Genomic DNA, 20,927 nt, shown 5'->3' with positions numbered 1-20,927 from the left:
GCCTTCATGACTCACCGCAAAACGCTGCATCGCCTGGCACTCGGCCTGGCTTTACTGACCGCCGGGCTCAGTGCCGGCGCTCAGGCTGCCAACGAACAGTATTTCCCGTTGCAGAGCTATCGGGTCGGGCCGTACGCCGCCGGGGGCACCGGTTTCTTTGGCGGGTTCATCGACTACCTGCAGTACATCAACGCCAAGGGTGGGGTGAACGGGGTCAAATTGACCTGGAGCGAATGCGAAACCGAGTACGTGGTGGAGAAGGGCGTCGAATGCTACGAACGCCTCAAGGGTGGCCTGAACGGTGCGCCGGCAGCCGCCACTAACCCGTTGTCGGTGGGCATCGCGTACGCGACCCTTGACCGCTCGACCGCCGACAAATTGCCGCTGATCACCATCAACCACGGCCGCACGGACTCCACCGACGGTAGCGTTTTCCCCTACGTGTTCCCGTTGCAGCTCAATCCGTATTCGGAAGTGTCGGCGATCATCAACTACATCGGCGAGCGTGAAGGCGGCGCGGACAAACTCAAAGGCAAGAAAATCGCTGTGCTTTACCACGGCTCGCCGTATGGCAAGGAAACCAACGGCGTGCTGGAGACGCTGGCAAAAAATGCCGGTTTCGAACTGACCCTGCTGGAAGTCCCGCACCCCGGCAACGAGCAGCAATCGCAATGGCTGAACATCCGCCGCCTGAAGCCGGATTGGGTGATCCTGCGCGGCTGGGGCGTGATGAATCCGGTGGCGCTGAAGTCGGCGCAAAAAGTCGGTTACCCGGCGGACCACATCATCGGCAATATCTGGAGCAACTCGGAAGAAGACGTGGTGCCGGCCGGTGCGGCGGCCAAGGGTTTCATCGCGATTACCACGCACCCGTCGGGCACCGATTTCCCGGTGCTGCAAGGCATCAAGCAAAGCGTGGTAGACGCCGGCAAGGGCAACCTGGCCGATCCGAAACGCTTCGGCACCGTGTACTACAACCTTGGCGTGGTAAACGGCATTCTCAACGTCGAAGCCGTGCGCCTGGCCCAGGAGAAGTACGGCAACAAACCCCTGACCGGCGAGCAGGTGCGCTGGGGCTTCGAACACTTGAACCTCGACGATGCACGCTTGCAGGCCTTGGGCGCCAAGGGGCTGGTACAGCCGTTGAAACTGTCTTGCGCCGACCATGAAGGCGGCGGTGCGGTGCGCTTCCAGCAATGGGACGGCCAGCGCTGGAACCTGATCAGCGATTGGGTCCAGGCTGACCGCGCCTTGTTGCGGCCGATCATCGAAGCCTCCGCCGCGCAGTACGCCAAGGAAAAAGGCATCACCCCGCGCAATTGCAGCCAGGAGCAATAAGGTCCGATGAGCCAGAGCCCGATAGCCGACCCGCTGCTGAGCGTGGAGCAGGTCGAAGTGTTTTATGAGCAGTCGATTCTCGCGTTGCGCGGCGTCTCGTTGCAGGTTGGCAAAGGGCAGATGGTGGCGTTGCTCGGGGCCAATGGTGCCGGCAAAAGCACCACCCTCAAGGCGATTTCCAGCCTGGTGCGAGCCGAACGCGGTGAAGTGACCACGGGGCGGATTGTCTATCAAGGGCAAGTGATCACCGAGGCCGATCCCGCCAGCCTGGTGCTGGCGGGTTTGGCCCAGGTGCTTGAAGGGCGGCATTGCTTTACGCACCTGAGCGTCGAACAAAACCTGTTGATCGGCGGCTTTGCCGGACGGCCCTCGCGCAAGGTCCTGAGTCAGCGCCTGGAGCGCATCTACGGCTATTTCCCACGGTTGCGCCTGCTGCGTAAACGCCTCACGGGCTACACCTCCGGCGGCGAGCAGCAAATGGTCGCCATCGGGCGTGCGCTGATGTCCGAGCCGCGCCTGTTGTTGCTGGACGAACCGTCCATGGGGTTGGCGCCGCAGGTGGTCGAGGAGATCTTCGATATTCTCGCCCGGCTCAACCGCGAGGAAGGCCTGAGCCTGCTGGTGGCCGAACAGAACATCAACATCGCGCTGGATTACGCCCAGTACGCGTTTGTGCTGGAGAACGGCCGGGTGGTGGACGAAGGTTCGGCGGCCGAACTGGCCGCGCGGGAGGACTTGCACACGTACTACCTTGGCGCTGTGGGGTAGCCTGGTACACCGCGTTATCGTTCTTCGCGAGCAAGCCCGCTCCCACAATTGTTTGGTGTTGTTCGAAAGATTTGCAGCCATTGCCCGTCCCTGTAGGAGCGAAGCTTGCTCGCGAAGGCGTTTGGCCTGACACCGCGTTATCGTTCATCGGGGCATTGCTTCGTGTTGCCTGCGATACGCCCCCGGTTGCACGCCGACCGCTTTGGCAAACGCCCGGGTAAACGCCGCGATCGATTGATAACCCACCGCCGCGCAGACTTGCTCGACGGTGTGGTTGGTCTTGAGCAGTTGACAGGCATGGCGGATGCGCAGTGCCAGCAATACCTGGCCGGGGGATTGCCCGGCCAGTTCGTTGAAGCGCTTGAAAAACGCCGAACGCGAGAGCCCGGTGCAGACCGCCATACTTTCCAGGGACCAGGGCTGTTGCGGTTGGTCGATCAACTGATCCAGCAGCGGTGCGAATTGCGGATGCCGGGCCAACGCGACGAGGCCACCGAGGTGCTGGTTATCGGCCACTTGCTGGCGCAGCACGTACAGAAACAGCAGATGACTCAGGCGTTCGAGCAGGGCCGAAGAGGGCGTCGGCAGCCGTTGGCATTCCTCAAGGATCAACTCGAACAAGGCCCGCGCCGCACTCAGTGACGGGTCACCCGCGCGCAGGATGATCCAGTCCGGCAAACCTTCGATGATCAATGACGACAATCCGGACTTGAAATGGAAGAAACCGCAGACCAGGCCGACGCCATCCTGGGCCTGGCTGTCGAGGGCGGTCATGGTCATGCGCGGCAGGCGCCGGGCAGCGTCGGCGTGTTCGGCGCTGGACAACCGGTAATTCAAGTCCCGCAGCAGAAACACTGCATCCCCGGCGTTCAGGCGCAATGCCTCATCCTGGCCATCGATGTGCAGCCAGCAATGGCCCTGCACCACCAGATGAAAACTGGCCCGCGCCAATCCATGCGTACTCGCATGCCAGCCACCGCAATAGCGCCCGACATGAAACAGGCTGGCCTGAAGTTCGAGGCTTTCTAATAACCAATCAACCAGTGGGCTCGACGAAATCATCTAATGGAAACACTCAGGAGCAAGTAATCGCTACTTTAGAATATGGTTTGCAGTTCTTATAACAAACAGACTGGCCGGACACCTCTACAACGGGAGTTCGACCATGTCACGCGTCACGCTACACACCCTGCAAAGCGCCCCGGAAGCGGCCAAGCCTTTCCTGGAAAACGCCCAGAAGACTTCCGGTTTTATCCCGAACCTGTTGGCGGTCCTGGCCAATGCCCCGGCGGCGCTGGAAACCTACGTTACGGTATCGGCGCTCAATGGCAAGGCCGAACTGAGCCTCGCCGAACGGGAAGTGGTGCAACTGATTGCCGCCACCACCCACGGTTGCGATTTCTGCGTGGCCGGCCACACGGCGGTGGCGCTGAACAAGGCGAAGTTGCCGGACGACGTGGTCAGCGCGCTGCGTGAACAAGGCACGGTGCCCGAGGCGAAACTGGAAACCCTGGCGGCGTTTGCCCGGGAAGTGATCGCCACGCGCGGCAAGGTCAGCGAGCAGACCTTCAGCGCGTTCAAGGCTGCCGGCTACACCGAAGGCAATGCGCTGGAAGTGATCCTCGGCGTCAGCCTGGCGACCTTGTGCAACTTTGCTAACGTATTTGCCGGTACACCGCTCAATCCAGAGTTGGCCAAGTACCGCTGGCAGTCGGGTCAATGATTCGAAGGAGAACACCATGCTCAATCCGGCATTGACTCAATGGCTGGACGCCCAGGCCCACGCGTTGGATGTCGGCGAGTGCGATCCGCAACACGTGCTGTCGCGACTGGCGAGCGCCGATGTGCTGCGCGTCGGCATCCGTCAGGAGCTGGGCGGCAGCGGCGGTAATCTGGCCGATGCCGTGGAAGTGTTGGCCGAGGTCGCCAGCCATTCCCTGGCGGCGGCGTTTGTCTTCTGGGGCCAGCGCGCGTTTATCGAGTATTTGCTGCAAAGCCCGAACGCGGTGTTGCGCGAAGGTCTGCTGCCGTCGTTGCTGATTGGCGAATTGGCCGGCGCGACCGGGCTGTCGAACGCGATGAAATTTCTCTCGGGGATCGAGGCGCTGCAAGTGCGCGCCCGACCGTTAGACAGCGGTTGGTCGTTGAGCGGGCGCCTGCATTGGGTCACCAACCTGCGCAAAAGCGGGTTTGTGGTGGCGGCGGCCATCGACGACGAAAGCGGCGGCGCACCCTTTGTCCTGGCGATCCCGGATGCACTGGCCGGCGTGCAGCGCTCGGCGGATTTGCAACTGATGGGCTTGCAGTCGAGCAACACCGCGGCACTGGATCTGGACCGGGTCGAGGTGGATCGGGACTGGTTGCTGCATGAGGATGCGCGAGTCTTTCTGCCAGCGGTTCGCCCCGCATTTCTCGGTTTGCAATGCGGTTTGGCCATTGGCCTGGCGCGTCGCTCGCTGCGGGAAGTGGAGGCGCATTTGCAGGACGGTCGATCGATCCTGCTGGAGCCCTTGAACGAGCAACGGGAGCAGTTGGAACAAACGGTGAAAGAACTGAAAAACGGCCTGCTCGACGACCGCTTCCTGAGCCGTCCAGCGGCGTTGTTCCGGCTGCGGATTGCCTTGGCCGAATCGGCCGCGAGCGCAGTACAACTGGAGTTGCAGTCCAGTGGCGGCAAGGCTTATCTGAGCGAACATGGCAGCGGTTTCGCCCGGCGCTGGCGCGAGTCGGCCTTCGTGCCGATCGTCACACCGAGCCTGGTGCAATTGCGCGCCGAACTGCAACGCCAGGCGCGGGAAGCGCTGGCATGAGCGGAGCGTTGCTGCACGCCAGCGGCATCAGCCTAGGCTACCCACGGGAGCAAGGTTGGCAGACCGTGCTGGAGGATTTCGACCTGGACTTGCAGCCGGGGGAGGTGGTGTCGATCCTCGGCCCCAGCGGTGTCGGCAAGTCGAGTCTGTTGCGTGTGCTCGCCGGTTTGCAGACGGCCCATCGCGGCAGCGTGAGCCTGCTCGGCGAGCCACTGAACGGCCCGCATCCCCGGGTTGCCGTGGCGTTTCAGGACCCGAGTCTGTTGCCGTGGCTGACCCTGGAAAAGAACGTCGCGTTCGGCCTGGATTTCGCTCGCCAACCGCACCTGAGCCAGGTCGAGTTCAAGGCGCGCATCGACCACGCCATCGCCGCTGTCGGCCTGCAACACGCCCGGCAACACTACCCGGCGCAACTCTCCGGCGGCATGGCCCAGCGCACCGCGATAGCCCGTTGCCTGGCGCGTCAGCCCCAGGTGTTATTGCTGGACGAACCCTTCGGCGCGCTGGATGAAGTGACCCGCGCCGACATGCAACAACTGCTGCTGCAGGTCATTGCCGAGCACAACACCGCGGCGGTATTGATCACCCACGACATTGACGAAGCCCTGCTGCTCTCCGAGCGGATTCTGCTACTGGGTAACAGCCCGGCGCGGACCCTCGGCGAGTGGCGCATCAACCTGCCTCAGCCGCGTGCCGAGCTGGTGGAAGAACTGGGCGCGCTACGCATCGATATTCTCAAAACCCTTCGGCGGGCGAGCCGCAATCCCTTAACCCAACCCTTGCCCGAACCGTCGGAGATTGACCATGTGCCTGGACGACTTCACTCACACACGTCGTGACTTCCTCAAACTCAGTGCTTTGCTGACCGCCGGCGGCGCCTTGCCGCTGCTCAATAGCCTGCAAGCTCGCGCCGCTTCGGAACCGAACGCGCCGGTGCGCATCGGCTATCTGCCGATCACCGATGCCACGCCGCTGCTGGTGGCGCACAACAATGGTCTGTTCGAAGCCGAAGGCATCCAGGCTGAACGCCCGGTGCTGCTGCGCAGTTGGGCCCAGGTGATCGAGGCGTTTATTTCCGGTCAGGTCAACGTCATTCACTTGCTGTCGCCGATGACCGTTTGGGCGCGTTATGGCAGCAAGGTCCCGGCCAAAGTCGTGGCGTGGAACCATGTCGGCGGCTCGGGCCTGACGGTGGCGCCGGGTATCACCGAGGTCAAGCAACTGGGCGGGCAATCGGTGGCGATTCCGTTCTGGTATTCGATTCATAACGTGGTGGTGCAGCAACTGTTTCGCGATCACGGCTTGGTGCCGGTGAGCAAATCGGCGAGTGCGGTGATCGCGCCGAACGAGGTCAATCTGCTGGTGTTGCCGCCGTCGGACATGCCGCCGGCCCTGGCCAGCAAGCGCATCGCGGGTTATATCGTCGCCGAGCCGTTCAACGCCTTGGCCGAAGAACTCAAGGTCGGCCGCGTGCAGCGCTTTACCGGGGATATCTGGCGCAACCATGCCTGCTGCGTGGTGTTTATGCACGAGCAGGATTTGAACAACCGTCCCGAGTGGTCGCAGAAAGTGGTCAACGCCATCGTCAAGGCGCAGTTGTGGACTCGCGACAACCGCGCCGAGGCCGCCAAGCTGCTGTCCAAGGACGGCGACAACCGCTACACCCCCCACGCACAACAAGTATTGAACCGGGTGCTGGCGCCTGCCGCCGCTGACCGCGAGCAGTACCTGGCCAGTGGCGCGATCCAGCACAGCCATTGGGACGAGCAGCGCATCGACTTTCAGCCGTACCCGTTTCCGAGCTACACCGAGGAGCTGGTGCGGCGGCTCAAGGACACGCTGATCGAAGGCGATAAAGGCTTCCTCGCCAACCTCGACCCGCAACACACCGCTCGGGATCTGGTGGACGACCGCTTTGTGCGCAACGCCATCGCGTCGGTCGGCGGGCTCAAGGCGTTTGGCTTGCCGGACAGCTTTGAGCGCAGCGAGGAGTTCAGTCTCTGATGAGTCGGCAAACTTCATCGCTTTTGCATTGGGGACTGGGTGTGGCAGGGCTGGTGTTTCTGCTGCTCGGGTGGTGGCTGGGTGTGCGGGTTTTTGGTGGCACCGAGGGGCTGGCAGCGCGGTTTTCCCCGGAGGCGACGTTGGTCAGTCTGGTGGAGTTGTTGGGCCGCGCCGAGCTGTATGAGCATGTGTTCGTCAGCCTCAAACGCATCCTCATCGGTTTGTTGCTGGCGTTGCTGATCGGTGTACCGCTGGGGCTGCTGATTGGCAGCTACCGGCACCTTGAAGCCGCGACGACGCCGGCCTTCCAGTTCCTGCGGATGATTTCGCCGCTGTCGTGGATGCCGGTGGTGGTGATGCTGATGGGCGTGGGCGACCAGCCGATCTACTTCCTGCTGACCTTCGCCGCGATCTGGCCGATCCTGCTCAACACCGTGGCCGGCGTGCGTCAGCTCGACCCGCGCTGGCTGCAACTGAGCCGCAGCCTCAGCGCAACACGCTGGGAAACCTTGCGCAAAGTGATCCTGCCCGGCGTGCTTGGTCACGTGCTGACCGGCGTGCGACTGTCCATCGGCATTCTTTGGATCGTCCTCGTGCCCTGCGAAATGCTCGGCGTCAGCGCCGGTTTGGGCTACTTCATCCTGGATACACGGGATCGCCTGGCCTATTCGGAACTGATGGCGATGGTGCTGCTGATCGGTGTGCTGGGGTTTGCCCTTGATGCGCTGGCGCGCGGGCTGCATCGGCGGTGGGGGCACACCAATCTGGCCTAAGCAGCGTCGAGGCTGACAAGCAGGACTTGCATATTCTTTTAGTGAATAAACAAATCGTTATATATTCTTTTTAATATTGTTACAGGCCGTGCACTTTGAGGGGCTGCGCATCTGTGCGGATTCGCTTTCCTTTTCTTGCAATGACTTTGAGGTGTTCATGGCAACTCCCTTCAAGCGCTCAGCGTTGACCCTATTGGCAGCCTCCCTGGCGACGGCGAGCCTGCTGCTGAGTCCCGGCGTCCAGGCCGAAGGCAAAATCAGCATCGCCCAGCAATTTGGCATCGGTTACCTGATTCTGGACGTGGTACGCGATCAGCAACTCATCGAGAAACAGGGCAAGGCGCAAGGCCTCGATATCAAAGTCGACTGGAACAGCATCTCGGGTGCCACCGCGATGAACGAGGCGCTGTTGGCCGGCGCGCTGGACGTGGTGTCGGCCGGTGTGCCGCCGATGCTCACGATCTGGGACCGCACCAAGGGCAAGCAGAACGTCAAGGCCATCGCATCGCTGGGCTCGATGCCCAATTACTTGCTGACCAACAATCCGAACGTGAAGAGCCTCAAGGACTTCACTGAAAAGGACCGCATCGCCGTACCGGCGGCGGGTGTCGGTTTCCAGTCGCGCACGTTGCAGATCGAAACGGCGAAACAGTTTGGCCAAGAGCATTTCAAGAAGTTTGACGATATCTCGATCAGCCTTGCCCACCCGGACGCAACCGCGGCGCTGATTGCGGGCGGCTCGGAAATCAATTCGCACTTTTCCAGCCCGCCGTTCCAGTATCAGGAACTGCAGAATCCCAACGTGCACAAGGTGCTGAGTTCCTACGACGTACTCGGCGGCCAGGCCACGTTCAACGTGCTGTACACCACTGAAAAATTCCACGACGAAAATCCGAAAACCTACAAGGCTTTCTACGACGCGCTGGCACAAGCCGAGAAAATCATCAAGGCCGACAAGCCTGCGGCGGCCCAGACCTACATTCGCGTAGAGCAATCGAAACTGGCTCTGCCGCTGGTTGAGCAAATCGTCGCCGACCCTGAAATCGACTTCACCGTCGTGCCGCAGCGCACCTTTATCTATGCCGAGAAATTGCAGGCGTTGGGTGTGTTGAAAAACAAGGCGGCCAGCTGGAAGGATTATTTCTTTGAAGAAGCCCATGGCGGGGCGGGTAGTTGAAGCCGGGTTATCGCTAACGTTGCCAGAAGCGGCGCCAACAGGGCGTTCGGCGTCGCAAGTTAAATCAATGCTGTATTTTTCCTAAGCTTACGTGTCATACAATCATATTGAGTTGCGGCGATGCTGCCCGCTCGCGTGATTAATACTATTAAGGCTTCGGGAATACATTATGAAAGTTCACCGCCAGGCGGCTTCATTGCGGCATCAGGTGCAGGATGCCCTACGCAACGAAATCATTTCCGGTCGATTCAAGCCAGGCGACCGCCTTGTGGAACAACAGCTCTACACGGCCCTGGACGTCAGTCGCACGTCATTGCGCGAAGCGCTGCGTCAGTTGGAAGCGGAAGGTTTGGTGGAGCAGGTCCCGCATCGCGGGGCCTATGTCGCTTCGGTGAGTGCCAAGGATGCGATCCAGATCTACGACGTACGCGGCGCCCTGGAAGTGCTGGCCGTGCGCAATTTCGTTCGCCATGCCACGGACGAAGACGTCGCCGAACTGGCCGCGGTCTTCGACGAGTTCGTTCAGCAATCCCATACCGCACGGCGTGACGGCACGACGTTGCTGGATATCAAACAACGCTTCTATCACGTGCTGCTCGACATCGAGCAAAGCGCCGTGGTGGGTGGCATGCTGGAGCAGCTCAACAATCGCGTCAGTCTGTTGCGGGCGCTGTCCCTCGGGCGTGAAGGACGCATGGTGCACACCTTGGCAGAGCTCAAGGAAATCGTGCGTATGATTCAGTTGCGCGATGAGACCGGTGCTTGTGCGGCGGCGTTGCTGCACGTGGAAAATGCCTCGCAAAACGTCCTGGAGTTGCTGGAGCAGGGCAGTTCGACCCCGGTCACCTGAAGCCCGTTGATCACCTGAGTGTCAGGCCGCCGCTGACGATCGTCAGACGGCGCCTGTCCTTCACTGTTCCCTTAACGCAGCGCCGAATACGCGGTGGGTGCCAGAAACTGGTTCTCGATTCGCTCGACGATGATGGCCTGCGCTTCACTTTCGGCGCGCTTGGCGATCCATTCCGGGTCCGCCTGGAACGCATTCCATTTCGCCTCGCGCTCGGCGAGGCTCGCCCATTTGAGCATGTAGCTTAACGACTGATTGGTCGGGCCGGCCAGTGTCGTCCAGAAGCCCAACTGCTCGATTCCATACTTCTCGAAGAACCCCAACGTGGTCTTGGCAAAGCGCTCGTGCAACGCGGGAAGGCGACCCGGTGCGCAGTGATAAATACGCAATTCAACAATCATGTGAATCTCCTGGGGAAGGTGCCGATCAAAAAAATAGGCCGATTAGCCTATTGACCGATTGTATGACAGTCCTATAGTTTTAGTCCAACTGCGGGCCTGCCTCGAAACAGCTTTTACGCTGTCGACCGCCGCCAACGCATGACCCGACAAGAAAACAATAGGACTTGGACATGACTCAATCGCAACGAATCGGCTTCATCGGGCTTGGCATGATGGGGGTTCCAATGGCGACCTGCCTTTCAAAGGCAGGCTATGAACTCTTCCTCGCCGACGCGGATGAAGGGCGCCTGGCGCAAACCCTGGCCATGCTCGAAGCCACGGGCCTCGATGCCGGCAACGCGCGGTCCCTTGATGTACTGATCACTATGTTGCCGAACTCCGCCATCGTCGAAAGCGTGCTGCTGGGCAGTGAAGGGGCTGACGGTTGGGCCGCTTCGCTACGGCCAGGCGCCGTGGTGATCGACATGAGCTCCTCGGAGCCGGCGCGCTCCCGTGAGCTGGCGCTGAAACTGAAAGCCTTCGACCTCGATTACCTGGATGCGCCGGTTTCCGGCGGCGTCAAACGGGCGGTGGACGGCACGCTGGCCATCCTGGTGGGTGGCGATGCGGCGGTGATGCAGGGTTGTCATCTGTTGCTTGAAGCCATGGGCCAGAACATTCTGCACATCGGCACTGCGGGGGCTGGTCATGCGGCCAAAGCCTTGAATAACTACGTGTCGGCGGCCGGGCTGATGGCTACCGTCGAAGCTCTGCATGTGGCCAAGCGGTTCGGGATCGACCCTGGCGTGATGGTCGACGTGCTCAACGCCTCCAGTGGGCGCAGCAACACTTCGGAAAACAAAGCCCGGCAATTCATGCTCAGCGGTTCGTACGCTTCCGGCTTTTCAATGCAACTGATGAACAAGGACCTGAAGATTGCCCAAGGGCTGTCCGACGCACTGGGTTACCCGATGCGCTTGGGCAAAACCGCTACGGCGCTGTGGGATGACGTATCCAGGCAAGCGACGCCAACCACCGACCACACCGAAATGTACAGATTGATGGTCGCCAGCGACGGCGAATAACACCTCGCCCGTGTTGATGAAAACAGCGATCCATCATTGCGTAATGGAGTGAATCGAATGTCTCGTGCAGCCAGTTTTTACATCGGTGGAGAGTGGGTGGAACCGTCATCGCCCACATGGTTCGACGTCATCGATCCTGCGACCGAAACCATTGTCGACCGCTTGGCATTGGGCAATGCCAACGACGTTGATCGGGCAGTGGCGGCGGCCCGTGCCGCGTTACCCGATTACGCGGGGCGCGGTGTCGCCGAACGTATCGCCTTGCTCGAACGCATCGTGGCTATTTACGAGCGTCGTCAGGAAGAGTTCGCCGAAGCGATGCGCGTGGAAATGGGCTCGCCGATCACCTTCGCTCGTAAAGGTCAGGTGCCCCGTGGTCCGCTGCATCTCAATCAACTGATCGAGGTGCTCAAGCGCTTTCGGTTTGAGGAACCGCAAGGCACTACCTTGTTGCGTTTCGAACCGATCGGGGTCTGTGGGCTGATCACACCCTGGAACTGGCCGATCAATCAGATCGTGGTGAAAATCGCCCCCGCATTGGCGGCCGGTTGCACCATGGTGCTCAAGCCGAGCGAATATTCGCCGCTCAGTGCGCTGCTGTTCGCCGAAGTGCTGGATGAGGCCGGCGTGCCTGCGGGCGTGTTCAATCTGGTCAACGGCGACGGGCCTGGTGTAGGCGCGGCCATCGCTGCGCATCCGGGTATCGACATGCTGTCGTTCACCGGCTCGACACGGGCGGGTGTGCTGGTGGCGAAATCCGCGGCAGAGACGGTCAAGCGGGTGGCGCAGGAGCTTGGCGGCAAGTCCGCCAATATCCTGCTCGACGACGTCGACCTGCAAGACGCCGTGACCCGAGGTGTCGCCGCCTGTTTCACCAACAGCGGCCAGTCCTGCTCTATTCCGACGCGGATGCTGATTCCCCGGGCATTGATGGCCGATGCCATCCAGATCGCCAAACGTGCAGCCCAGGCCTTCAGTGTCGGCCCCACTTCCGAGGAATCGACTCATCTGGGCCCGGTGGTCAATCAGGCGCAATTCAAACGCGTGCAGACATTGATTCAAACCGGCCTCGATGAGGGCGCGCAACTGGTGACCGGCGGACCGGGTTTGCCGGAGGGAATCACCCGCGGCTATTACATCAAGCCCACCGTGTTCGCGCATGTCACGCCGCAAATGACCATCGCGCAGGAAGAGATTTTTGGTCCCGTGCTGTCGATGATGGCGTATGACACGGAAGCCGAGGCGATCGCGATGGCCAATGGCACGGACTACGGTCTCGCGGCCTATGTGCAGTCTGCTGATCTGGAACGAGCCCGTCAGGTGGCGCGCGCCCTGCAGGCGGGCAGCGTCCATTTGAATTATCCGCCCGCCGATTTCGCCGCACCGTTCGGTGGCTATAAACGGTCCGGCAACGGTCGGGAATGGGGCGAATACGGACTGCGCGAATACCTCGAGGTCAAATCCATGGTCGGCTACGCCGGCGGCTAATGTGCATGGCGGCGACCTTTTTGGCGCGGATCAATCCGCGTCAAAAAAATTTACCCGTTTTGATTGTATGACAATAATTCGATACTACGAAAACAAGCTGGAGAGAGAACAATGGAAGATAACGAACGCTTTACCAAAGGCTTCGAGAATCGTAAGGAAGTTTTGGGCGAAAGCCACGTGGAGAAATCCTGGGCGGCGGCTGACGACTTCAACCGCCCCATGCAAAAGCTCGTCACCGAGTATTGCTGGGGCGAGATTTGGGGCGATTCAACGCTCCCGTTCAAGACGCGCAGCATTATCAACCTGGCGCTGTTAACGGCCATGAGTCAACACCATGAACTCGCTGTTCATGTGAAAGGCGCACTCAAGAACGGGGTTTCCAAGGAGGAAATACGCGCGGTATTGATGCAGGCGTCCGTGTATTGCGGTGTGCCGGTGGGGCTTGCGGCCTTCCGGATCGCCTCTGACACGATCAAGGCCTATGAGCAGGCCGAGAAGCACTGATCCTGACCCTGTTCGATACGACGCTTAACGTCTCAACAATAATTATAAGGAAACGTCATGGCTACCTATGCACCCGTCCGACCCGTCGAGTCGGAGCAGTCGATTGAGAAGAAGAGAAAAAACGCGATCAAGGGTGCGTTTTTCTCTGAGTACATCGACATGTTCGATATCTACCTGCCTGTGGTCGTTCTAGCGCCGGTATTGTTCTTTTTCCAGCCGACGAACCTGTCGCCCGGCATGGAAGCCATTCTTGCTTCACTGGTGTTTATCACCACGCTGCTGGGGCGTCCTATCGGTGCCCTGTTGTTCGGCATGATCGCCGACACGACAGGGCGCCGGATGGCATCGATCTATTCGGTGACCGGTTTTGGTGTGGTCACACTGTTGATCGCGCTGCTACCGGGCTACGACAGCATCGGCATCTGGTCTTACTTGCTCCTGGTGTTGCTACGGTTCATCGACGGGATTTTTCTCGGCGGCGGTTACACCGGGGCGATGCCGTTGGCCATCGAGTATTCGAAAAAGCACCAGCGCGGTTTTGTCGGCGGACTGATCATTGCAGGCTTCCCGCTCGCCTACGTCAGCATCAACCTGGTGGCGATGCTGATGTTCGCGCTGTTCCCGCTGGCCGGCATCGACTCGCCGTACGTGCAATGGGGCTGGCGCATTCCCTTCGTGGTCGGCGCGCTGCTGGCCGGGGTGCTGGCGTTGTATTACGTGTTCGCCGTGTCCGAATCCGAAATCTGGGAAGTGGACGCCAGCAAGCCGAAAGACAAGTTGCCATTGACCGATCTGCTGCGCGGCAAAAGCGGCCGCAACCTGTTGCAAGTGCTGATCATGATGACCGGTTTCTGGCTGACGCAGAACATCATCACGATCTTCCTGCCGACCGGGTTGCTGGTGAAAACCCTGCATTTGTCGGGCTTTGAAGTCACGGCCACGCTGCTGATTTCCTACTCCGTGCTGTTCTTCAGCTACATCGCCTCCGGCATGTTGGGGCAGAAGATCGGCCGACGCCGCTTCTTCCTGATCCTGGGGCCGACCATTGCGATTTTTGGCGCGGCGATCATGTATGTGCTGGCGAATGTGCCGGGGCTGTCCTTGCCGCTGATCATGTTCCTGGTGTGCCTGTTGTCGGTGGTGGTGACCGCGCCGTGGGGCGTGATCGTGACCTACATCAATGAGCGTTTCGTGACGGATGTGCGAGCCACAGGCTTCGGTGTCGGCTTCAGCCTGTCGGTGATCATTCCTTCCTTCTACGCCTTCTACATGAACGCACTCGGCCTGGTCATGCCTTTCACTGTCACGCCAGCGGTCCTGCTGTTCATCGGCGGAATCATCGGCACGCTGGGCGCGTTCATGGGGCCGGAAACCAAAGATGTGGATTTCTGACGGGTATCACCCCGTCCTTTTGAACAGAGGAGAACCGCCGTGAGCAACAAAACAATTGGCTTTGTCGGACTCGGCAACATGGGCGGCAGAATGACGCGCTGCCTCGTCGACTCAGGCTTGACCGTACTCGGTTACGACCCGCAACCGCAGCGAGTGCATGCCGCCGGGGCGCAACTGGCCGCCTCGATCCGCGAGATCGCGGACAAGGCCGACGTCATTCTGTTGTCGCTGCCGGACAGCAAAGTGGTTGAAATGGTGGTGGAGGGCGTCGATGGCCTGCTGCAGCATTGCCGTGAAGGCCAGACGATCGTCGACCTGAGTACCGCCGCCGCCAGTTCGACGATCCGCTTGAACGGCCTGTTCGCCCAACGCGGCGTGCAGTATGTCGACGCCGGTATTTCCGGCGGTGCCGCGGCCGCGCAGAAGGGCACGTTGACGCTGATGGTCGGCGGTGACGTGTCCACGATCGAAGCGCTTGACTGGGTGTTCAAACCCATTGCCAGCAAGGTGTTCAACATGGGCGAAAGCGGCAGTGGGCACACCACCAAGCTGCTCAACAACTTCCTCAATGCGGTCAGCCTGGCCGCGACGGCCGAAGTGATGGTCGCGGGCAAGAAAGCCGGGCTCGACCTTCATCGCCTGCTGGACGTGCTCAACAGCAGCAGCGGCGTCAACTTCGCCACACAGAACCGCTTCCCCTACATCGTCGATGGCAACTACCTGGAAGGCGGCCTGACCGGCAAGTTGATGAGCAAGGACGTTGTGCTCTACATCGAGCGCGCCCGCGAACTGGGGGTCGCCTCGCTCAATGCGTCCGGGCCGCTGGCGAGTTTCGGTTTGCAGGTGGCGTTGGGGTACGGCGATCAGATCAGCAACAAGGTCGTGGATGCCATCGGCGATATGTCCGGCGGTATCCGGCTTCACGAGGAATCAACAGGAGGCAAGGCATGAAGGTTATTCACGGTAACGCCAGTGGCGCCGTTTCAGAGCAACGCTCATCGACATTCACCGGGGTGGTCTGGGCCGATCCGGTGATGCCGACCACTGACGGTGTCACGATCAACAACGTGTCGTTCACGCCGGGTGCACGCACCTTCTGGCACAGCCATGAGCAGGGCCAGGTGCTCTACGTCAGCGCCGGCAGCGGCTGGATCTGCATTGAAGGCCGTGAGCCGGAAGTCATTCGCCAGGGCGACACGGTGTGGATCGGTCCGCACGAACGCCATTGGCACGGCGCCAATACCACCCACTTCATGGTTCATCTGGCGACCTCCATCGGTAAAACCGTCTGGGAGGAAGCGGTCTCGGATCAGGACTATTTGCGCGCAGTTCGGTGACCGCTCAATAGCTCGATACCCCGGTGGGCGACGCCGTTTGCCGGGGTCCCTTGATGAAGGAAAGACGATGATGCTCACGCAAAAACAGCAGCACGTAAAACAGGCTTTCATTGATGCGGGCGGTGCCTGGAGCCCGGCCTGGGACAGTGTCCTGCGCCTGGATGCCGGTTTTCTCGAAGCGTACTCGGGGTTTGCCGCGGTCCCGTGGAAAAAGAACCACCTGGAGAACAAGGTCAAATCCTTCATCGCCATTGCCGCCGATGCTGCGGCCACGCATTTGTATGCGCCGGGCGTTCAGGAGCATTTGCGCGCAGCGATCAAGCATGGCGCCACCGCTGAAGAATTGATGGAAGTGCTGGAGTTGATCAGCACCGTCGGCATCCATGCCTCCAACGTCGGCGTGCCGGTGCTGCTGGAAGTGCTGGAGGAGGAAGGCTTGCACAACGGTCCGGTGCCGCTGGATGCCCGGCGCGAAGCGCTCAAGGACAGTTTCGTGAAAAACCGTGGTTATTGGCATGCGTCCTGGGAAGGTTTGCTGGAACTCGACCCGGAACTGTTCGAAGCCTACGTCGAGTTTTCTTCGGTGCCGTGGCGCACCGGCGTCCTGCCGCCAAAAATCAAGGAACTGATCTACTGCGCGTTCGATGCCGCCGCCACGCACCTCTATGTACCGGGCTTGAAACTGCACATGCGCAACGCCTTGGGCTATGGCACGACGGCCGAGGAAATCATGGAAATGCTGGAGATCGTCAGTGTCATCGGCATCCACGGTGCGTTGCTGGCGGCGCCAATGCTCGAACAGGCGCTTGGCGAGACACGGTAACTATCAAACAACCCTATAAAAACAAGAGCGTGGCACACCCATGCGTTCTTCTCCTCAGGAGTCAGCTATGAACACCCTATCAGCGGCGACCGTGAAGCCCGACTGGACCGATCCCGAAATCATCATCGTGCGTTACGGCACCCGCCAGACGAGCAAAAGCGAGTGCTATTACAACTTCCGTGCCTACAAAGAGCCGGATGCCGAAATCACCATGGATTACTTCTTCTGGATTTTTCGCAACGCCGACCAGACCATCGTCATCGACACCGGGTTCAGCCCCGAAGCCGCGATTGCCCGTCGTCGTCAGCCGGTGGTAGCGCCGGCCGATGCACTGGCGCGCCTGGGCATCGATCCGGCCGAGGTCAAGCTGTTGGTGTTGACCCACGCTCACTACGATCACGCCGGCAATCTCGGTCTGTACCCCAACGCGAAAATCGTCATGTCGCGCAAAGAGTTCGACTTCTGGTCAACGGACATGGGCAAGCGTCCACAGTACGCCCACCACATCGACCCTCTGGATATCCAGTTCATCCAGAGGCTGGCCGACGCCGGTCGCATCACCTTGCTCGACGAGCCTCGTAACACCCTGATCCCGGGCATCGAGCTCTATGAGATCGGCGGTCATACCCCCGGCCAGTTGGCCGTCGTGGTGCAAATGCCGGACGGGCCGGTGATCCTCGCGTCGGACGCCATTCACTACTACGAAGAACTGGAACAGGACCGTCCTTTCGCCGTGCTCGATAGCCTGGCCGATATGTACCAGGGCTATGCGCAAATCCGCGAATGGTTGCACGAGCAACCCGGCGCGGTGGTCATTCCCGGGCATGACCCTGACGTCATGAACCGTTTTGCACCGGTGGACCCGAACGATCCTTCGTTTGCAGTGCGTATCGGCTCAGCCGGGGCGCAGGCATGAAAGGTAAAACGGCGCTGATCACCGGTTCGTCGAACGGGCTCGGCCTGGCGATGGCCCGAGGCCTGGCCGCTGCCGGTTGCAACCTGGTGCTGCATGGCCTCGAGTCGCCACAGGAGATGACAGCGACTTGCCAGGCCATGGAGCGCGAGCATGGCGTAGCGGTCTGCTACGTGCGTGCCGATTTGACCGCGTCCGACGCCGTCGACGTGCTGATTGGCGATGCGCAGGCGCGGATGGGCGGCATTGATGTGCTGATCAATAACGCCGTGATCCGGCACTTTGCACCCATTGAAGATTTTCCGGGTGAGCGTTGGGATCAGGCGTTGGCGGTCAATCTCACCGCTGCTTTTCGTGCCATCCAGCTGGCCTTGCCGGGCATGCGTGCGCGGGGCTGGGGACGGATCATCAACATGTCCTCCGCCTATGGCTCGCGCGCCATTGCCAACCGTATTGATTACGTGACCACCAAAACCGCCTTGCTCGGGTTGACCCGTGCGGTGGCGGTGGAAACGCAGGGGCAGGGCATTACCTGTAACGCGGTGTGCCCCGGTTCAGTGCTGACCCCCAATATCGAAAGCCGTCTCACGGCTTTGATGGCGGACAAGCAACTGGACCGTGACACCGCCACCCGCGAGTTCTTGCAGGGCAAGCAGGGCACCGGACGGTTTGTCGAGGCCGCACACGTGGCGGATCTGGTGGTGTTCCTGTGCAGCGTCTCGGGCACCCCTATCACCGGCGCGACCCTGCCGGTGGACGACGGTTGGCTGGCGAACTGAATCGTGCGACGACAGCAGAAAACCGGGCCACCCTTGAAGGAGACAAGCATGACCAGAGGCGAAGTTCGCCCCGAGATTTATCGTGGCACCGAGGTACCGCCGTTGACGCGACAACTGGCCGGGTTCATCGAGCGTACCCAGTGGAGCGACGTGCCCGAGGCCGTGCGGTATGAGGCCAAGCGAGCGCTAGTGAATTATTTTGCGGTCTGTCTGGCGGGGTGCAATGACCCGGATGTCGGCAAAGCGATCTCGCTGTTCCAGCGTTTTCGCGCGGGGCAGCAAGCGCGACTGGTCGGACGTGCGCAGCGCACGGACATGCTGCATGCCGCCTCGCTGAACGCCATGAGTGCGAATGTCTACGACTTCGACGACACCCATATTCCGACGATCATTCATCCGACCGCGCCGGTGGCCGCCGCGCTGTTTGCGTTAGCCGAGACGACGCCAGTGTCCGGTGAACAACTGCTGCTGGCGTTTGTTCTGGGGGTTGAAGTCGAGTGTCGCCTGGGCATGGCCATTTTTCCGGATCACTACCAGCGCGGCTGGCATATCACCTCCACCTGCGGCGTTTTTGGCGCAGCGGCCGCGTCGGCGAAACTGCTGGGCCTGGATGCGCAGCAGCACCTGTGGGCGCTGGGCAATGCCAGTGCCCAGTCCTCGGGTCTGGTGGAGACGCTGGGCAGTGCGGCAAAGAGCATCGGTGTCGGCAATTCGGCGCGTAACGGGCTGCTCTCGGCGCTACTGGCTCAGCAAGGTTTTGCCGGCCCCGAGCGACCGATCGAGGGCGAGCGCGGCTTCCTTCGGGTCATGGGCGAACGCCCGGATTTTCTCCAGGTCAGCGAGGGGTTGGGCGAGCGTTGGGCGTTGTCGGCCAACACCTACAAACCGTATCCCTGTGGTGTGGTGTTGAACCCGGTGATTGAGGCGTGCCTGGCGCTTTATCAAGACCGCGCATGGTCGATGGACGACGTCGTGCGCGTCGAGTTGACTGGCCACCCACTGCTGCGCGAGCGCACGGATCGGCCCGACATCCGCAGCGGCCGGGAGTCGCAGGTCAGCGCCCAGCATGCGGTCGCCGTGGCCTTGTCAACGGGGGAGGCAGGCCTCGCGCAATTCAGCGATTCGGCGGTGGCCGACCCGGCGTTACGGGCGCTGTATCCCAAGTTGGTGTTCATCGATGACACGGGTTACGCAGTGGAAGCGGCGCAGGTGCGGATCCTGCTGCAATCCGGCCAGACGCTGTCGCGCAAGGTCTCGGTTTCCCGAGGCAGCCTGGCCGCACCGCTCAGCGATCCCGACCTTGAACGCAAATTGCGCGAACTCGCTGAATACGGTGGTTCGGGCTGCGCGGTTGAACCGTTGATTGATGCGCTGTGGTCACTGGATCAGGCGTCGGATGCGAGCGTTGTGATGCAACTCGCCACCGGCAGATGAATGTCGATCGCTGCAGCCACAGGCCACTCTGGCCAAGGGCGCGGCGCAATGGTTTGAAATTTCGGGAGCGGACATGACAGACAATAGATTGCTTGGATTTATCGGGGTCGGGGTCATGGGTCGTCCCATGGCTCGACGTTTGATCGAGCAGGGCCACTCATTGGTGATTTTCGATACCGATGCGCAGGCGCTGGACGAACTGTCGGCGTTGGGCGCACGGGTGGCACAAAGCGTCCTGGAAGTCGCGAACAGTGCGGAAATCATCTTCACCAGTTTGCCGAACCCGGCGATTTTCAAAGCCGTGGTCTTAGGCGCAAAGGGCATCGTCGAGGGCTCGGCGGTGCGGATTCTGGTCGACCTGTCGACAGTCGGCTCACGTGCGGAGCAGGAGGTCGCCGCCGGTCTTCTCGCTAGGGGCATCGAAACCGTCGATGCACCGGTCAGCGGCGGCGCCGCGGGCGCGCAGAAAGGCACGTTGGCCATGATGGTCGCGGGCAAGCCTGAGGCCATCGCCGAGGTGCGCGAGCTGTTCGATGTGTTCGGCAAGGTATTCGTGGTGGGCGAGCAGGCCGGGCAAGGGCAGTTGCTCAAGCTGCTCAACAACATGCTTTCGACCACGGCCTTCGCCATCACCGCCGAGGCGTTCGTCGCCGGGGTGAAGGGCGGACTCGACCCCGAAGTGATGATGTCGGTGATCAATGCCGGCAGCGGCAAGAACGGCGCGACCCTGGATAAATTCCCCAAACACGTGCTGCCGCGCACCTTCGATTTTGGCTTTCCTATTGGCAGCGTCTGCAAGGACATCGGCCTGGCGGTCGATGAGTGCCAGGCGCTGGGCGTGCCGATGTGGGTGGGCAGCAGTTTGCGTCAGATGTGGAATGTCGCGGCGCTGCACGACGGCGGCAAGCGCGACCTGACCGAGCTGGTGCTCGACATCGAGGCGTGGGCGGGCCCGTAGCAAGGGGCGCCTGTCGCCCAAAAAACCCGTAGCAAACCCTGCAACCGCGGCTCTCTTCAGGAGAGCCGTAGGGCGAAGCAGTGCCTGACGATTCACTCATAATAAAAACGCATCTCG

Annotated in this window: 22 protein-coding genes; 20 read left to right on the top strand and 2 right to left on the bottom strand. The window is 60.9% G+C overall.

Annotated features, from left to right (window positions below; genetic code table 11):
* Positions 1-6: 6 nt before the first annotated feature.
* Both HB680_RS29410 and HB680_RS29405 read left to right on the top strand, forming a co-directional pair.
* Positions 7-1,338, top strand: a complete 1,332-nt coding sequence (locus HB680_RS29410; RefSeq protein WP_213941820.1) for an ABC transporter substrate-binding protein — start codon at positions 7-9, stop codon at positions 1,336-1,338.
* A 6-nt stretch (positions 1,339-1,344) separates the two neighbouring features.
* Positions 1,345-2,106, top strand: coding sequence for an ABC transporter ATP-binding protein (locus HB680_RS29405; RefSeq protein ID WP_213941819.1), 762 nt, complete (start codon positions 1,345-1,347; stop codon positions 2,104-2,106).
* Between the two features lie 144 nt (positions 2,107-2,250).
* Here HB680_RS29405 and HB680_RS29400 read toward each other — a convergent pair whose 3' ends face one another.
* Entirely contained in the window at positions 2,251-3,168 is a 918-nt protein-coding gene (locus HB680_RS29400; RefSeq protein ID WP_213941818.1) for an AraC family transcriptional regulator, read from the bottom strand.
* Positions 3,169-3,271: 103 nt separating this feature from the next.
* Between HB680_RS29400 and HB680_RS29395 the strand changes: the two genes are divergently transcribed.
* From HB680_RS29395 to HB680_RS29365, 7 genes are all read left to right on the top strand, one after another.
* A complete protein-coding gene (locus tag HB680_RS29395) occupies positions 3,272-3,829 on the top strand; it encodes a carboxymuconolactone decarboxylase family protein (RefSeq protein ID WP_213941817.1) in 558 nt (185 codons plus the stop codon).
* A gap of 16 nt (positions 3,830-3,845) precedes the next feature.
* Positions 3,846-4,916 carry an acyl-CoA dehydrogenase family protein gene (locus HB680_RS29390; RefSeq protein ID WP_213941816.1) on the top strand — a complete coding sequence of 357 codons (1,071 nt, stop codon included), beginning with the start codon at positions 3,846-3,848 and terminating at the stop codon, positions 4,914-4,916.
* Positions 4,913-5,755 carry an ABC transporter ATP-binding protein gene (locus tag HB680_RS29385; RefSeq protein WP_213941815.1) on the top strand — a complete coding sequence of 281 codons (843 nt, stop codon included), beginning with the start codon at positions 4,913-4,915 and terminating at the stop codon, positions 5,753-5,755. The genes HB680_RS29390 and HB680_RS29385 overlap by 4 nt, the downstream gene beginning before the upstream one ends.
* A complete protein-coding gene (locus HB680_RS29380) occupies positions 5,721-6,920 on the top strand; it encodes an ABC transporter substrate-binding protein (RefSeq protein ID WP_213941814.1) in 1,200 nt (399 codons plus the stop codon). The genes HB680_RS29385 and HB680_RS29380 overlap by 35 nt, the downstream gene beginning before the upstream one ends.
* A complete protein-coding gene (locus HB680_RS29375; RefSeq protein WP_213941813.1) occupies positions 6,920-7,693 on the top strand; it encodes an ABC transporter permease in 774 nt (257 codons plus the stop codon). Before HB680_RS29380 ends, HB680_RS29375 begins: the two co-directional genes overlap by 1 nt.
* 157 nt (positions 7,694-7,850) lie before the next feature.
* Positions 7,851-8,870 carry an ABC transporter substrate-binding protein gene (locus HB680_RS29370; RefSeq protein ID WP_213941812.1) on the top strand — a complete coding sequence of 340 codons (1,020 nt, stop codon included), beginning with the start codon at positions 7,851-7,853 and terminating at the stop codon, positions 8,868-8,870.
* A 169-nt stretch (positions 8,871-9,039) separates the two neighbouring features.
* A complete protein-coding gene (locus HB680_RS29365) occupies positions 9,040-9,720 on the top strand; it encodes a GntR family transcriptional regulator (protein ID WP_213941811.1) in 681 nt (226 codons plus the stop codon).
* A gap of 71 nt (positions 9,721-9,791) precedes the next feature.
* Here the strand turns inward: HB680_RS29365 and HB680_RS29360 are convergent, their stop codons facing one another.
* Positions 9,792-10,118, bottom strand: a complete 327-nt coding sequence (locus tag HB680_RS29360; RefSeq protein ID WP_169850748.1) for an NIPSNAP family protein — start codon at positions 10,116-10,118, stop codon at positions 9,792-9,794.
* A gap of 170 nt (positions 10,119-10,288) precedes the next feature.
* Here HB680_RS29360 and HB680_RS29355 point away from each other — a divergent pair, with 170 nt between their 5' ends.
* From HB680_RS29355 to HB680_RS29305, 11 genes are all read left to right on the top strand, one after another.
* Positions 10,289-11,182: an NAD(P)-dependent oxidoreductase gene (locus HB680_RS29355; protein ID WP_213941810.1), complete on the top strand. Its 894-nt coding sequence runs from the start codon at positions 10,289-10,291 to the stop codon at positions 11,180-11,182.
* A 57-nt stretch (positions 11,183-11,239) separates the two neighbouring features.
* Positions 11,240-12,670, top strand: coding sequence for an aldehyde dehydrogenase family protein (locus HB680_RS29350; protein ID WP_213941809.1), 1,431 nt, complete (start codon positions 11,240-11,242; stop codon positions 12,668-12,670).
* A 111-nt stretch (positions 12,671-12,781) separates the two neighbouring features.
* On the top strand, positions 12,782-13,174 hold the full coding sequence (locus tag HB680_RS29345) for a carboxymuconolactone decarboxylase family protein (RefSeq protein ID WP_169850745.1): 393 nt from the start codon (positions 12,782-12,784) through the stop codon (positions 13,172-13,174).
* Between the two features lie 57 nt (positions 13,175-13,231).
* Positions 13,232-14,566, top strand: a complete 1,335-nt coding sequence (locus HB680_RS29340) for an MFS transporter (protein WP_213941808.1) — start codon at positions 13,232-13,234, stop codon at positions 14,564-14,566.
* A gap of 39 nt (positions 14,567-14,605) precedes the next feature.
* Positions 14,606-15,517 carry an NAD(P)-binding domain-containing protein gene (locus HB680_RS33160; RefSeq protein WP_213941807.1) on the top strand — a complete coding sequence of 304 codons (912 nt, stop codon included), beginning with the start codon at positions 14,606-14,608 and terminating at the stop codon, positions 15,515-15,517.
* Positions 15,514-15,903: a cupin domain-containing protein gene (locus tag HB680_RS29330; protein WP_169850742.1), complete on the top strand. Its 390-nt coding sequence runs from the start codon at positions 15,514-15,516 to the stop codon at positions 15,901-15,903. Before HB680_RS33160 ends, HB680_RS29330 begins: the two co-directional genes overlap by 4 nt.
* A gap of 67 nt (positions 15,904-15,970) precedes the next feature.
* Complete coding sequence (locus HB680_RS29325) at positions 15,971-16,726, top strand: carboxymuconolactone decarboxylase family protein (RefSeq protein ID WP_213941806.1); 756 nt, start codon at positions 15,971-15,973, stop codon at positions 16,724-16,726.
* A 67-nt stretch (positions 16,727-16,793) separates the two neighbouring features.
* Entirely contained in the window at positions 16,794-17,642 is an 849-nt protein-coding gene (locus tag HB680_RS29320) for an N-acyl homoserine lactonase family protein (protein ID WP_213941805.1), read from the top strand.
* Positions 17,639-18,418, top strand: coding sequence for an SDR family NAD(P)-dependent oxidoreductase (locus tag HB680_RS29315; RefSeq protein WP_213941804.1), 780 nt, complete (start codon positions 17,639-17,641; stop codon positions 18,416-18,418). Before HB680_RS29320 ends, HB680_RS29315 begins: the two co-directional genes overlap by 4 nt.
* A 48-nt stretch (positions 18,419-18,466) precedes the next feature.
* The gene (locus HB680_RS29310; RefSeq protein WP_213941803.1) at positions 18,467-19,852 is read left to right on the top strand and encodes an MmgE/PrpD family protein; all 1,386 of its coding nucleotides are present in this window, start codon (positions 18,467-18,469) and stop codon (positions 19,850-19,852) included.
* A gap of 73 nt (positions 19,853-19,925) precedes the next feature.
* Positions 19,926-20,810 (top strand): NAD(P)-dependent oxidoreductase, encoded by an 885-nt coding sequence (locus HB680_RS29305; RefSeq protein WP_213941802.1) that lies wholly within the window; start codon positions 19,926-19,928, stop codon positions 20,808-20,810.
* Positions 20,811-20,927: the final 117 nt, after the last annotated feature.

Origin of the sequence: Pseudomonas sp. dw_612 (assembly GCF_018449725.1) — a bacterium.
Taxonomy (GTDB): Bacteria; Pseudomonadota; Gammaproteobacteria; order Pseudomonadales; family Pseudomonadaceae; genus Aquipseudomonas.
The sequence above is the reverse complement of the archived record's forward strand: the minus strand, read 5'-3'. Positions and strand labels throughout refer to the sequence as shown.